Here is a 13,035-nt window from a genome sequence, read left to right on the forward strand (position 1 = left end):
CGGCGCCACCGACGTGGCGCCCTGCTGACAGAGGAGGGCCGGGCCGGCGCGGCGAGGTATACGCCGTGGACGGCGCCGAGTTCGCGCCGGTGGTCCCCAGACCGTCGAAGGTGGTCTGCGCCGGGCTCAACTACCGCACCCACATCCAGGAGATGGGCCGGAACCTGCCGGAGCACCTCACCCTGTTCGCCAAGTTCGCGGACACGCTGATCGGCGCCGGCGTCCCGTCCACTCCTGTCGCCCGGCTCGCACATCACAACCGGCGTCGGTGGCCGTGTCCATGCGAGACTCCTTTCCGGTCGGTCGTCTACCGTTCCGACGAGCGACCGGATCCGGAATCGACGGCCTCGTCGAGGCGGGCGGCGAGAAACTCCCGTTCGGCCTTGTTGTCGGCGAGGTCCAACGCCGCGCGGTAGGCGACGGCGGCCTCGCGGGGGCGGCCGAGCCGGCGCAGCAGGTCGGCCCGGATGGCCGGAAGGTAGTGGTAGGCGGCGAGCCGGTCATCTCGTGCCAGGGCGTCGATCTCATCGAGGGCGGCCTGGAGACCGTACACCATCGAGATCGCCACAGCCCGGTTGAGCGCGACGACCGGAGAGGGCCAAACCTTCAGCAACTCGTCGTAGAGCCACAAGATCTGGCGCCAGTCGGTCGCGGCGTAGCTGGCGGCGGTGGCGTGCAGGCAGGCGATGCCGGCCTGCAACGCGTACCGGCCGGCCCGGCCGGCACGGAACGCGCCCTCGACCAGGCGGCGTCCTTCGCCGATGGCAGCCCGGTCCCAGGCGGAGCGGTCCTGCTCTTCCAGCAGCAGGAGCCGGCCCTGAGTGTCGGTACGGGTGGCCCGGCGGGCATCGGTGAGCAGCAACAGCGCCAGCAGCCCGCGCACCTCCGCCTCATCGGGCATCAGGGCCATGAGCATGCGGGCCAGACCCAGCGCGCGCTCCACCAGATCGGCGCGGACCAGATCGGCGCCCGTGGAGGCGGTGTGCCCGGTGGTGTAGAGCAGGTGGATGACGGTCAGCACCGCGTCCACCCGCTCGGGCAGCTCGCCGGCGTCCGGTACCCGGTATGGGATCGCCGCTACGGAGATCTTCTTCTTGGCCCGGGTGACCCTCGCCGCCATGGTCGGCTCGGAGACCAGGAACGCCTTGGCGATGTCCCCGGTGCCGACCCCGCACACCAGGCGCAGGGTCAGCGCCACCTGGGCCTCCCGGGCCAGCGCGGGATGGCAACAGGTGAAGATGAGCCGCAGCCGGTCATCCGGGATCACCTCGTCGTCAGACTCGTCCATGTCGACCTCGTCCGGTTCTGCCAGCAGCGGCATCTTCGCCCGGAACACCTGGTCCCGGCGCAGCACGTCCAGCGCTTTGCATCTGGCGGTGGTAGTGAGCCAGGCACCGGGCTTGCGGGGCACGCCGTCGCGCGCCCACGCCGCCAGCGCGGCGAGATAGGCGTCCTGGACGCACTCCTCGGCCAGATCGAGATCGCCGGCGACGCGCGCCGTCGCGGCGAGCACGAAGGCCCACTCGCGACGGTGCGCGTCCGCTACGGCGCGTTCGACCGCGGCCCTGCTGTCGTCGCTCACTCCGCCGGCGGGACGAACAGCGGCCGGACCTCCACGCCGCCGCCGTCCAGGTGAACCGGGTTGAGCTTGGCGATCTTCAGAGCGACGTCCAGGTCGGGCGCCTCCAGGATGAAGAACCCGGCGATGACCTCCTTGGCCTCGATGAACGGGCCGTCGGTGACGATGTCGCCGCCGCGCACGGACGTGGCCGTGACGCTGGGCTGCAACGCATACCCCGCGACACCGCGCCCGCCCAGCTCCTCGACCTGCGCCGGGTACCGTTCGAGCGCCGCTTCGTACTCGGGCGAGAGCTTCATCGGGTCGGCCGGCGCCGGCATGTAGATCAGGACTCCGTACTGGGGCATCAGGCCCTCCTCATTCTTGATGGTCATCCTCTCTATCACCCGACGAACGAGAACAGCCGGCTTCGACAGCGGCCCCGGAGAAATTGCTCCGGTGCCGGTAACAGTTCAGGGCGGCGAGGTCGAGGAGGACCACCCAAGACTGACAAGATCGAACGGAATAGAGGGTCGGGAGAGAGTCAGTAGTGTGGCGACGCAGTGGCCCACAACCATTCAGAGCTTCCTCCGAACCGTGTTCGGACCGCACTGTCACTTTGAATGCCGTCCGGCCATATTGCTTGGATGTTTAGCTAAATGACAGTGCCCAGCTCGGTCACAGGTTCCGCTGTCAAGTTCAGTGACGGCCAGACATCAGGACGGAAGTGACGGGGCGGCCGGTGCCGCGGGCCTACCTGGTAGCCGGAATCCATTGGGTAACAGGAACTCGCAGGCCCGCACCGCCGCCCCGTACTTACTGGACAGGACGTCGACGTGCTCGCCGTTGACGTCGAAGTTGACCAGCCCGTCCGTGGAGACCGTGACCTCGGGAAAGTCGGGCAGCCTGTGCGAGCGCATGCAGGCGGTGAATTCCTTGCCGTCGCCGTTGGACCTCGCGGCCGAGACGGCCATCCCGCCCACGCTCACCGCGAGGATCACGGCGACGAGGATGGCGTTCCGCATCGATAAGCCGTACATGATGGTTCCTCCGCTTCTGTCGTGGGACCCAGAAAAGCCGGAAGCCGGTAACAGGGCGGGAACGACGGCGGTTACCCCGCTGTAACCGGGGGCGGGGCATTCTGGGGAGATCATGAGGGTATTGATCGTCGAAGACCACGAGGAGCTGGCCCTGACGGTGGCCGGCGGGCTGCGCCGCGAGGGCATGGCCGTCGACGTGGTGCTGGACGGCCACGCCGCGCTCGACCGCACCTCGGCCAACCACTACGACGTGGTCGTCCTCGATCGGGACCTGCCCGGCCTGCACGGGGACGAGGTGTGCAGGGAGCTGGCCGGCACGGGCTACCCGGCGCGGGTGCTGATGCTCACCGCCGCCGGGACGATCGACGACAAGGTGACCGGGCTGGGCGTCGGCGCCGACGACTACCTTTCCAAGCCGTTCGCCTTCGCCGAGCTGGTCGCCCGGATCCGGGCGCTGGCCAGGCGGTCGCACCGCGCCCTCCCGCCGGTGCTGGTCCACGGCGACCTGCGTCTGGACCCGGCCACCCGCATCGCCACCCGTGACGGGCACCGGCTGCCGCTGAGTCCCAAGGAGTTCGCCGTGCTGGAGCTGTTGCTGGCGGCCGGGGGCGCGGTGGTCTCGGCCGAGCAGCTGCTGGAACGCGGCTGGGACGAGTTCGCCGACCCGTTCACGCAGACCGTGAAGGTGACGATCAGCCGGCTGCGCCGCAAGCTCGGCGATCCGCCGCTGATCGAGACGGTCCCGCAGGCCGGATACCGCATATGAGGCAGACCGTACGGCTGCGCCTGACCCTGCTCTACAGCGGCCTGTTCCTGCTGGCCGGGGTGCTGCTGGTCGCCCTCATCTATGTACTGGTCGAGTACTCGCCCTTCCCCGGGCCACCGGCCGCTCCCATGGCGCCCGGCGGAGCCGGTCCGCCCGTCCAGACCCCTCGGGTGGAGCAGTCGGAGCACCTGCGGCGGCTGCTGGTCAACTCCCTGATCGCGCTGGCGGTCATGGCGTTCGCGGCAATGCTGCTGGGCCTGTTCATGGCCGGGCGCGTGCTGCGGCCGCTGGACGAGATGACGGCCGCCGTCCGGCGTATCACGGCCGACCGGCTCGATCGGCGGCTGGCCGCCTCCGGGCCGGACGACGAGCTCAAGAAACTGGCCGACACCTTCGACGAGCTGCTGGACCGGCTGGAGGCCGCGTTCACCGCGCAGCGGCAGTTCGTCGCCAACGCCTCCCACGAGTTGCGCACCCCGCTGACGCTCCAGCGGGCCATGACCGAGGTCGCGCTCGCCGATCCGGCGGCCGATGCCCGGTCACTGCGGGCCGTACTGGAACGCATGCTGGCCGCGGGGAAGCACCAGGAGCGGCTCATCGAGGCCCTGCTCACGCTGGCCCGCAGTCAGCAGGGGCTGCACCACCGCCAGCCCCTCGACCTGGCCGCGATCACCGGTCAGGCCCTGGACCACCGTGGCGCCCTGGATGTGCGCGTCGAGTCCTCCCTTCGTCCGGCGCCCGCCTCCGGCGACCGGGCCCTGATCGAACGCCTGGTCGCGAACCTGCTGGACAACGCCCTTCGGTACAACGTGCCCGGCGGCCGGATCACCGTGGAAACCGCCGTATGGTCCGGGCGGCCCTCTCTGAGGGTCTCCAACAGCGGCCCGGTGATACCGCCTGACCGGGTCCACCTGCTCCTGCGACCCTTCCAGCGACTGGAGACCGGCAGGAAGGCAAGCGGTGACGGTCTGGGACTCGGCCTGTCGATCGTGGCCGCCATCGTGGAGGCCCACCACGGCACGCTGGAGGCCCGGGCCCTCCCCGAAGGCGGCCTCGAAGTGACCGTCGCCTTCGGCCACCCGGGCACCGGCGGCCGTTGACGGACGCACCGGTCACTGGACGGGCTCGGGCAGGACCATTCGCATCAGGGGGCGTACTGCTGGCCGGCTTGACGCGCTCCCCAGCCTGAAGGCTGTCCGGCGCTCGCTCGCGCAGCAGCCGGACGGTCAAGTCGTAGCGCTCCGCGTCGCTGAACGCCCGGGTCTGCTGGAGCAGGCCGGACAGCACCGGGTTGCCGAAATAGTCAATAGAAACCTCGCGGACCGTGCGGCATCTGTGGCGGCCTGAAATGATCTGTGGGAACTCGTCCGCATACCACCAGCACCCGCTCACCGGTGGCATCCCCGACTCCACGACAAAGAGTGCTCCCATGACAGATGAACCGACATTTGCGCACATCGACACCACCACCCCCCATTCGGCCAGGGTGTGGAACTACTGGCTGGGCGGCAAGGACAACTACGCCATCGACCGGCAGGTCGGCGACCAGGTTCGCGAGGTGTACCCGGGAATCGTGGACGTCGCCCGGCATTCGCGGGTCTTCCTGGGCCGGGCGGTGCGGCACCTTGCCGGTGAGGCCGGGATCACCCAGTTCCTGGACCTGGGCACCGGGCTGCCGACGGTCGACAACACCCACGAGGTCGCCCAGCGTGTCAACCCGGCCTGCAAGATCGTCTACGTGGACAACGACCCGCTGGTACTGGTGCACGCCCGCGCCCTGCTGGCCAGCACGTCCGAGGGCGAGTGCGACTACGTGGACGCCGACGTCCGCGATCCCGAGTACGTCCTCCAGCAGGCGGCCCGCACCTTGGACTTCACCCGGCCGATCGCGTTGATGATGCTCGGCATCCTGGGCAACGTGTGGGACGACGCGCAGGCGACCGATATCCGCGACCACCTGGTGGCCGCGCTGCCGCCGGGCAGCTATCTGGCCCTGGAGGACGGCACCAACGCCGTCGACCCCGAGGCCGCGGCCCAGGCGGAGAAGACCCGCGCCGAAGCGGGCGACCCCTACAAGCTGCGCACTCCCCAGCAGATCGCCGCCTACTTCGACGGCCTGCGGCTACTTGAGCCGGGCGTGGTGCCGGTGTCACGCTGGCGGCCCGAACCCACCCCCTGGGGGCTGCCCGACGAGGTCACGGCGTTCTGCGGCGTCGCCGCCAAGCCGTAAGGCCCGCGGGAAGAAGCTCGACGCGCTGGAAGGCATCGGCGCCCAGGCTTGATGCCCTGGACGACCGTTTCACGAGCACAGGTCGCGTCCCACGTCGGGGATCCGTTCCAGGTGGCGATGATCTTTTGCGGGCCGCGGGTCAGCGGGACGGTGACGCGAGGCCCGCATCGTAGGCGGTGATGACGAGTTGCACCCGGTCACGGGCGTCGAGCTTGGCGAGCAGCCGTGTCACGTACGCCTTGACGGTGGCGACGCTGATGACCAGCTCGGCGGCGATCTCGCTGTTGGACATCCCACGCCCGATGAGGGTCAGCACCTCGCGCTCGCGCGCGGTGACGCCGTCGAGCCCGCGGTGGCGCGGGACGGGGGAGGGCCGTCCCGCGAACTCCTCGATCAGGCGGCGGGTGACGCTCGGCGCGATGAGGGCGTCGCCGGCCGCGACCACGCGGACCGCCGCGAGGATGTCGTCCAGGGCCATGTCCTTGACGAGGAACCCGGACGCGCCGGCGCGCAGCGCGCCGTAGACGTAGTCGTCGTCGTCGAACGTGGTCAGGACGATGACGCGCGCCGTGCCGGGACCCGAGGTGATCAGCCGGGTGGCCTCGATGCCGTCCATGCCCGGCATGCGGATGTCCATCACCACCACGTCGGGGTGGAGCTCCTCGGTCAGCCGCACGGCTTCCGCGCCGGTCCCGGCCTCCCCGGCGAGTTCGAGGTCGGGGGCGTCCGCGATGACCATCCGCAGGGCGGCGCGGACCAGCGGCTGGTCGTCGGCGAGCACGACGCGGACCGTCATCGCACGACCACCGGCACGGGCAGGCGGGCCGCCACTCGGAAGCCGCCGTCCGGACGCGGCCCGGCGGAGAAGGCGCCGTGCAGCAGGGCGACCCGCTCGCGCATCCCGACCAGGCCGTATCCTTCCCCGCCGCCGCGCCCGCGCCCCGGCCCGCCGTCGAGGACCTCGATGGACAGCTCCTCGTCCCGGTAGTCGACGGACACCAGGCAGGACGAGGCGCCGGCGTGACGCACCACGTTGGTGAGCGCCTCCTGGACGATGCGGTAGGCGGACATGTCGATGTCCGGGGGCAGCGGACGCCGCTCGCCCAGCCACCGCACGTCGACGCGGACACCGGCATCCGTCGTGGTCGCGGCCAGCCGGTCGACGTCCGCCAGGCCGGGCTCCGGGTCGAGCGGCGCCGCCTGTGGTGCCCGTCCCGGTTCGGGGGTACGGAGCGCGCCGAGCATGAGGCGCAGCCCTGACAGCGTCTCCCGGCCCACCGTCTCGATCTCGCCCAGCGCGTCGCGCGCCCGTACGGGCTGGGTGTCGATGACCCGCCGTGCCGCGCCGGCCTGCAGGGCGATGACGCCGATGCTGTGCGCGACCATGTCGTGCAGTTCGCGCGCGATGCGCAGCCGTTCGTCGGTGACCACCTGGGCGGCGGCCTGGGCGGCCAGCCTCTCGGCGTGCTCGTGGGCCTGGCGCACCGAGCCGCCGACCAGCCAGGCGATGAGGGCCGTCATCGCGACGGCCAGCTCCGCCGAGGTCCCGACGCTCCACCCGGCCAGCAGCCGGGTGGCCAGGTAACCGGTGAGCACGGCGAGCGCCATGGCGACGGCGACGATCCCGGTGCGGCGCGGCCGGGTGGCCGCGATGAAGTACAGCGCGACATCGACCGCCAGGAACTGAGCCAGGGGGATCTCTCCCACACCCAGGGGGACGCACGCGATGGCCGAGGCGGCGAGCAACAAGGCCAGAGCCGGCAGCGGCCGATGGCGCAGCAGAGCGCTGCCGGCCGGCACCAGGGCAGTGGCCACCGCCAGGAACGCCAAACCGTCCCACCGGTAGAAGAATGGCCCGGAATTCACGGTGGGTTCCCACTCACCGGGCAGCCTGACGCGCACGAGGAAGGTGAACGCCAGGCCCGCACACCAGGCCAGAGCCGTCCAGGCCCCGGGCGGCACACGCTTCAGCAGAGGCAGCGGTGGTGTGACGTGCATGGTCAGAGGGTAACGGCGTGCCCCGTGCCCGGGCATCGGACCACGGGTGTACACCTGCGGTCCACCCGCGCCCGGGCGAATGCCACCGGCGGTCCGATGCGGCGCGGATGCGGCCTGCGGCACCTTCGGCCAGGTGATGGAAGTCAGCGAATCCCCTCCGCGCCGCGCCCTGCTCGCCGCACTCGTCGCCACCTCGGTGGTGGTGCCGGTGGCGGGCGCGGCCCGCCCCTCGGCCGTCCCGGCGCCCGCCCCCGCCGCACTGGCCCCGCTGCGGGCCGCCACTCCCGCGGCTCTGGCCGGACGGTACGCCGCCAGCAGAGAGGACATGCGGGCGGCTGAGCTGATCGCGGCAGGTCATGGTGACCGGTGGCGGGCCGCGATGCTGCGCGCCATGGCCGACCCGGCGCGCACCTTCCTGTCCTTCGACGGACGCGACGGCGGGCGCGCCACCGAGGTGTTCGGCGACCTGTCCCTGGCCGAGCGGATCGCCGTCGTGGTCCCCGGCGCCGACACCGACCTCGACAGGTACGGGCTCCTGCGGGGCGGCGCGATGAGGCTGCGGCAGGAGCTCGGCGACCGGTCCGCCGTCATCGCCTGGCTCGGCTACCGGACACCGAGCACCGTGAGCTTCCAGGCGCTGACGCCCGGCCGCGCCGACGAGGCCGCCCCAGCGCTGCGCCGGTTCGTGCGGGAACTGCGCGCGGTCAGGCCCGCGGCCCGGATCTCCCTCGTGTGTCACTCCTACGGGAGCGTGGTCTGCGGGCGGGCCGCGCCCGGGCTGGAGGTGGCCGACATCATCCTGTGCGCGAGCGCCGGCACCGGTGCCGGCACCGCCGCGCGACTGCGCACCCGGGCCACCGTCTGGGCCGGACGGGCCTCCGGTGACTGGATCGCCGGCGTGCCGCACGCGCGGCTCCGGCTTCCCTTCGCCACCGTCGGGTTCGGCGCCGATCCGGTCTCGCCGGAGTTCGGCGCCCGGGTCTTCGCGGCGGGCGACGGCGGCCACAGCGACTACCTGAGACCCGGCGTGGCCCTTGCGAACATCGCCAGGATCATCTCCGGACGGGCCCCCTCCAGTGCGTGACCTCGTCCGGCGCATCGACGCGGCGACTCCGCCCGACCGCGACCGTGCCGCCGACGCGTTGCGGGCGGTGGCCATCCTGGGAGTGGTGCTCGGTCACTGGCTGGTGACGGCCCTGGTCGCCGACAGCGGCACGGTACGCGTCGGCAGCCCCCTCCGGCAGATGCCCCAGCTCGCGCCCGTCTCGTGGCTGTTGCAGACGATGGCGGTCTTCTTCCTGGTGGGCGGGCAGATGGCGGCGCGCAGCCACATCAACGCCCTCGGCCGTGGCCGGACCTACCGCCGGTGGCTCACTGCCCGCATGGCCCGGCTGTTCCGGCCGGTCATCGTCGTGGCGGCGGTGTGGAGCGTGGTGGCGGGCGCGATGCTCGCGTCGGGGGCCGACCCGAACACCGTGCGCGTCCTGGTCAAGCTGGTGCTGTCGCCGATGTGGTTCCTGCTGGTCTTCGCGGCGCTGACGGCGGCGACCCCGCTGGTCGCCAGGCTGCATCCGCTGTGGCCGCTCGCCGTTGTCGCGCTCGTCGACCTGGTCCGCTACGGCCTCGGCGGGCCCGCCTGGCTGGGCTGGACCAACGTGGCGGCCGGCTGGCTGGTCCCGTACTGCCTGGGCGCGGCCTGGGCCCGCGGCGACCTGCGCGGCCGTACGACGGGGTGGGCGCTGCTGCTCGGCGGCGGCGCGGCCACCGCGGCGCTCGTCCTGTGGGCCGGCTACCCGGCCTCCATGGTCGGCGTGCCCGGCGCCCCCATCTCGAACCAGTCGCCGCCCACGCTGGCGGCGGTCGCCTTCGGCCTCACCCAGTGCGGGGCGGCCCTGCTCCTGCTCGGCCCGCTGCGGCGGGTGCTGACGCGCCACCCCGCCGCGTGGGCCGTCGTGGCGCTGGTCAACCTCTCCGCGATGACGATCTTCCTGTGGCACCAGACCGCCCTGATCGCGGTCACCGCGATCGGCCTGCTCGCCGACGGCCCGCTGCCCGGCCTGCACACCGTCCCTGACGATCCCGGCTGGCTGCTCGCCCGCCTGGCCTGGCTGCCGGTGTTCGCGCTGGCCCTGCTGGTGTGCTGGACCGCGTTCCACGCCTACGAGCGATGCCCTCGGCCGCCAACGGAGCCTCCGGCGTCAAGCGTTTGCCGAACGCGCTCGAGGCGATGATCGACTACCAAGCCCCCGGTGCTGCCAAGGTCCTGAGACGCTCTGATCCGGCAGGCGATGGGCGGGACGCGAAGGCATGATATCGCCATGACCTGGACCGCTCCGCAGATCACCCGTGTCAACCAACCGCTGGCCGCGCTGACAGGCGACGAGCACACGCTCGCGGACGCGTGGCTCGACCTCCACCGGCAGACACTGCTGTGGAAGTGCGCCGGGCTCACCGCCGAGCAGCTCAAGCTGCGCTGCGTAGAGCCGTCGCGGCTGTCGCTGCTCGGCCTCGTCCGCCACATGGCCGAGGTCGAGCGCGACTGGTTCCGCACCCGCTTCGCCGGAGAGCGGGTCGGCTACCTGTACTGCAGCGACGACGACCTCGACGCCGAGTTCGACGTGGAGACCGCCGACGCGCCATCGGACCTCGCCGCCTACACCCGCGAGATCGAGCTCGTCCGCCAGACCACCTCGGGACGCTCACTGGACGAGACCTTCATCGACCCGCGCCGCGAGGCCGAGATGAGCCTGCGCTGGGTCTACTCCGCCATGATCCAGGAATACGCCCGCCACAACGGCCACGCCGACCTCCTACGCGAACGCATCGACGGCGCCACCGGGCACTGAGCCCTCAACGCCAGATACCGCGCCCTCGGCACCCGCGGGCCGGTGGGCGGCGATCACCTGGCCGACCGGGAGGGCCGCGGCTGAACCACTGCCGGCCACACGGCGCAGGCGATCTCCGTTGTCCGGGGTCCTTGCAGGTGTTAGCTTGCGATCGTGGAGCAGCGCGAAGGTGCGGGCGTCGCGGAACACGATCTCGACAGGTGGGCCGGCCTGACCAGCGTCGTCACGGTGGCCGCCGTCACAGCCCTCGGAGCCTTCGCTCTCGCCATGGCCGCCCTGCTGGTGTTCCTGGTCGTCGGCGGCCTGGACTGATCTCCGGTGAAGTGACCCTGCGAAACGGGTATGGAGCCGGCTCTCCCCGCCTTCGCTCCGGCCTGCCATGCTCCTTGGGAGCTCGCGTACGATCTTCTTCAAGGGAGACGGGAGTACGACTTCAACGAGATCCCGCCTCGGCCGGCACCACGGCCCGAGCTGGGACTTCATCCTGCCGGCCGGCCCCGAGCACTCGATCCGGCTCACCGGGGGTGCCGCAGGGCGGTGGCGAGGTCGTCGAGGTGCTCGGAGACCGGGCCCAGGGTGAGCAGGCCGCTGCCCGCCCCGGCCAGCTCCGCCGCCGCGGGGGTGAGCCCGGTGCGGGCGCGCTCCATCGTCTCCCGGTCGCCGACGGCGACCGCCGCCCGCGCGGCGAGGCACCACAGGGCCTCCGACAGCAGGTCGCGGGGCGGGTCCGGGAGCCGGCGCAGCGCGGCCGCGGCCTCGCCGGGGCGGTCCTGCTCCAGCAGCGCCAGCGGGCGGGCCCACGGCTCGTACGGCCCCCAGTCGGTGTCCTCGGCGGCCTGTACGGGCAGCGCGTGCCGCAGGCGCAGGCACAGCAGGGCGAGCGGGAGCAGTCCGCGTTCGAGCCCGGGCATGCCCGCGCCGTCCAGCCGCGCGGCGGCGTCCCGATAGGCCGCCTCCACCACGGCCACCGGTGCCCGCCCCGTAGCCGCGAGCCGCAGCGCCCGGTACCACTGGGTGAAGACGCCCACCAGCGGCAGCTCGTCGCGCTCGGCCAGGCGGTCGGCGGCGGTCGCGTGCCCGTCGGCTCCGGGGAAGTCGCCGAGGGCGCTGCGGGCCTGGAGCCGGATGAGGTGCCCGAGCACCTCGTGGGTGACCAGGCCGTGCCGGGCGGACAGGGCGACCAGCTCGGCTCCGATCTCGTCCCGGCGCGGGGCCAGCCCCGTCCGGTCGAAGGTCTGCATGAACACGCCGTTGAGGGCGAACGCCAGCAGCGCGGGATCGTCCAGGCGGCGGGCGATCTCCTCCGCCTGCCTGGCCACCTGTGGCCCACGGGGTGAGCGGGTGCCGCGCGACTCCAGGGCGATCGTGACCAGCAGGCGGGCCCGCGCCGCCGGGTGCGCGCCAGGCGGCCGCAGGGCCAAGGCGCGCTCGGCCGCCGCCACGACACGCGCGGCCTGCGGCGGATCGTCCACGCGGGTCCAGATCGCCGGGACGTCGTAGGCGCCGATCACGCGGGCCGTCAGCTCGGTGTCCTCCAGCTCCTCCGCCGCCGTGATGGCCGCCACGCGGTGTTCGCGGGCCGCCTGAAGGCCGCCGCCTCCGGTCACCGCGAGATTGCGCAGCAGGCCCACCGTCGACTCCAGCCGGGCCCGGGCGCCGGATGCCACGGTGCGGTCGTAGGCGGCGGCCGCCCGCGCCCACACCCGTCCCGCCGCGCCGGCCGCACCGGACGCGGGGTCGAGGTGGCGGGCCTGGTCGAGGATGTCGGCCTCCAGGCGGCGCAGCGGCGGGCCGGGATCCACCCCGAGCTGCTCGACCATGAGAGTTCGCGCACGGCGCAGCACCGCGAGCGCGTCGCCCTGGCGGCCGGCGCGGTACAGCGCTAGGGCCAGCAGCCGCCAGGCGTCCTCGCGCCAGGGATGCTCGGCCACGTGCGCGTCCAGGTCGGGCACCGCCTCGGCGGCGAGGCCGAGGGCCAGCCGGGCCTCGGCCTGCCGCTCGACGGCGTGCAGCCGCAACTCGCCCACGCGGGAGCGCTCCGCGCGGGCCCAGGGCTCCTCGGTGAACTCGGCGTAGGCGGGGCCGCGCCACCATCCGAGCGCCTCCTCCAGCCGGGCGAGGGCGTCCTTGGGCGGCAGCGTCGCGGCGGCGGCCACCGCCTGCTCGAAACGCCAGGCGTCCACCGCGTCCGGCTCGGCGCGCAGCGCGTATCCGGGGCCCTGGGTGACCAGCAGCCGGGCCGGAGTGCGGGGTGGGCGCCGGGGTTCCAGCGCGCGGCGCAGCGCGGCGACGAAGGTGCGCACCGCGCTGACCGCCCCCGGCGGCGGATCGTCCCACAGGTCCTCGACGAGGTGGCCGACCGGTACGACGCGGCGGCGGGCGACGATCAGCCGGGCCAGCACCGCGCGGTGCCTCGGCCCTTTGAGCGCGATCGGGTCTCCGGCGTGGTCCCAGGCCTCTACCGGTCCCAGCACCCCGAACTCGACCCGCACCCTTGACCGCCCTTTCCGAGGGTATCGCCCCTGGTCACGGTAGCGCGCTCGTCGGATGCCCATCGCCTACGGGCCGCGATGATTGACATGTGACTATTTGGTCAC

Annotated in this window: 13 protein-coding genes; 7 read left to right on the top strand and 6 right to left on the bottom strand. The window is 72.6% G+C overall.

The features are described 5' to 3' along the window. Window positions 1-307 precede the first annotated feature (307 nt). From OG589_RS13580 to OG589_RS13590, 3 genes are all read right to left on the bottom strand, one after another. Window positions 308-1,582: an RNA polymerase sigma factor gene (locus tag OG589_RS13580; protein ID WP_405149116.1), complete on the bottom strand. Its 1,275-nt coding sequence runs from the start codon at window positions 1,580-1,582 to the stop codon at window positions 308-310. Then, window positions 1,579-1,953: a YciI family protein gene (locus tag OG589_RS13585; protein WP_405149118.1), complete on the bottom strand. Its 375-nt coding sequence runs from the start codon at window positions 1,951-1,953 to the stop codon at window positions 1,579-1,581. Before OG589_RS13585 ends, OG589_RS13580 begins: the two co-directional genes overlap by 4 nt. A gap of 321 nt (window positions 1,954-2,274) precedes the next feature. Beyond that, window positions 2,275-2,598, bottom strand: a complete 324-nt coding sequence (locus OG589_RS13590) for a hypothetical protein (protein WP_405149120.1) — start codon at window positions 2,596-2,598, stop codon at window positions 2,275-2,277. A 112-nt stretch (window positions 2,599-2,710) separates the two neighbouring features. Between OG589_RS13590 and OG589_RS13595 the strand changes: the two genes are divergently transcribed. The 3 genes from OG589_RS13595 to OG589_RS13605 all read left to right on the top strand — a co-directional run bounded on the left by OG589_RS13595 (window position 2,711) and on the right by OG589_RS13605 (window position 5,594). Beyond that, complete coding sequence (locus tag OG589_RS13595) at window positions 2,711-3,364, top strand: response regulator transcription factor (RefSeq protein WP_405149122.1); 654 nt, start codon at window positions 2,711-2,713, stop codon at window positions 3,362-3,364. Continuing rightward, on the top strand, window positions 3,361-4,464 hold the full coding sequence (locus OG589_RS13600; protein ID WP_405149124.1) for a sensor histidine kinase: 1,104 nt from the start codon (window positions 3,361-3,363) through the stop codon (window positions 4,462-4,464). The genes OG589_RS13595 and OG589_RS13600 overlap by 4 nt, the downstream gene beginning before the upstream one ends. 329 nt (window positions 4,465-4,793) lie before the next feature. Next, window positions 4,794-5,594 (top strand): SAM-dependent methyltransferase, encoded by an 801-nt coding sequence (locus OG589_RS13605; protein ID WP_405149125.1) that lies wholly within the window; start codon window positions 4,794-4,796, stop codon window positions 5,592-5,594. A 139-nt stretch (window positions 5,595-5,733) separates the two neighbouring features. On the opposite strand, the gene OG589_RS13610 is transcribed toward OG589_RS13605, so the two are convergent. Beyond that, on the bottom strand, window positions 5,734-6,390 hold the full coding sequence (locus OG589_RS13610; protein WP_405149127.1) for a response regulator: 657 nt from the start codon (window positions 6,388-6,390) through the stop codon (window positions 5,734-5,736). Continuing rightward, window positions 6,387-7,592 (bottom strand): sensor histidine kinase, encoded by a 1,206-nt coding sequence (locus OG589_RS13615; protein WP_405149128.1) that lies wholly within the window; start codon window positions 7,590-7,592, stop codon window positions 6,387-6,389. Before OG589_RS13615 ends, OG589_RS13610 begins: the two co-directional genes overlap by 4 nt. 136 nt (window positions 7,593-7,728) lie before the next feature. Here OG589_RS13615 and OG589_RS13620 point away from each other — a divergent pair, with 136 nt between their 5' ends. The 4 genes from OG589_RS13620 to OG589_RS13635 all read left to right on the top strand — a co-directional run bounded on the left by OG589_RS13620 (window position 7,729) and on the right by OG589_RS13635 (window position 10,750). Further along, window positions 7,729-8,676 carry an alpha/beta hydrolase gene (locus OG589_RS13620; RefSeq protein WP_405149129.1) on the top strand — a complete coding sequence of 316 codons (948 nt, stop codon included), beginning with the start codon at window positions 7,729-7,731 and terminating at the stop codon, window positions 8,674-8,676. Beyond that, window positions 8,669-9,823: an acyltransferase gene (locus OG589_RS13625; RefSeq protein WP_405149130.1), complete on the top strand. Its 1,155-nt coding sequence runs from the start codon at window positions 8,669-8,671 to the stop codon at window positions 9,821-9,823. The genes OG589_RS13620 and OG589_RS13625 overlap by 8 nt, the downstream gene beginning before the upstream one ends. An 87-nt stretch (window positions 9,824-9,910) precedes the next feature. Next, window positions 9,911-10,438 (top strand): DinB family protein, encoded by a 528-nt coding sequence (locus OG589_RS13630; RefSeq protein ID WP_405149131.1) that lies wholly within the window; start codon window positions 9,911-9,913, stop codon window positions 10,436-10,438. Window positions 10,439-10,591: 153 nt separating this feature from the next. After that, window positions 10,592-10,750, top strand: a complete 159-nt coding sequence (locus tag OG589_RS13635; protein ID WP_405149132.1) for a hypothetical protein — start codon at window positions 10,592-10,594, stop codon at window positions 10,748-10,750. A gap of 203 nt (window positions 10,751-10,953) precedes the next feature. On the opposite strand, the gene OG589_RS13640 is transcribed toward OG589_RS13635, so the two are convergent. Then, window positions 10,954-12,930, bottom strand: a complete 1,977-nt coding sequence (locus tag OG589_RS13640; RefSeq protein WP_405149133.1) for a BTAD domain-containing putative transcriptional regulator — start codon at window positions 12,928-12,930, stop codon at window positions 10,954-10,956. Window positions 12,931-13,035: the final 105 nt, after the last annotated feature.

Origin of the sequence: Sphaerisporangium sp. NBC_01403, assembly GCF_045040145.1 — a bacterium.
Taxonomy (GTDB): domain Bacteria; phylum Actinomycetota; class Actinomycetes; order Streptosporangiales; family Streptosporangiaceae; genus Sphaerisporangium; species Sphaerisporangium viridialbum.

Coding starts and splice junctions, on each gene's coding strand:
- OG589_RS13585 (WP_405149118.1), bottom strand. CDS start 1,953: ATGACCATCAAGAATGAGGAGGGCCTGATGCCCCAGTACGGAGTCCTG.
- OG589_RS13590 (WP_405149120.1), bottom strand. CDS start 2,598: ATGTACGGCTTATCGATGCGGAACGCCATCCTCGTCGCCGTGATCCTC.
- OG589_RS13595 (WP_405149122.1), top strand. CDS start 2,711: ATGAGGGTATTGATCGTCGAAGACCACGAGGAGCTGGCCCTGACGGTG.
- OG589_RS13600 (WP_405149124.1), top strand. CDS start 3,361: ATGAGGCAGACCGTACGGCTGCGCCTGACCCTGCTCTACAGCGGCCTG.
- OG589_RS13605 (WP_405149125.1), top strand. CDS start 4,794: ATGACAGATGAACCGACATTTGCGCACATCGACACCACCACCCCCCAT.
- OG589_RS13610 (WP_405149127.1), bottom strand. CDS start 6,390: ATGACGGTCCGCGTCGTGCTCGCCGACGACCAGCCGCTGGTCCGCGCC.
- OG589_RS13615 (WP_405149128.1), bottom strand. CDS start 7,592: ATGCACGTCACACCACCGCTGCCTCTGCTGAAGCGTGTGCCGCCCGGG.
- OG589_RS13620 (WP_405149129.1), top strand. CDS start 7,729: ATGGAAGTCAGCGAATCCCCTCCGCGCCGCGCCCTGCTCGCCGCACTC.
- OG589_RS13630 (WP_405149131.1), top strand. CDS start 9,911: ATGACCTGGACCGCTCCGCAGATCACCCGTGTCAACCAACCGCTGGCC.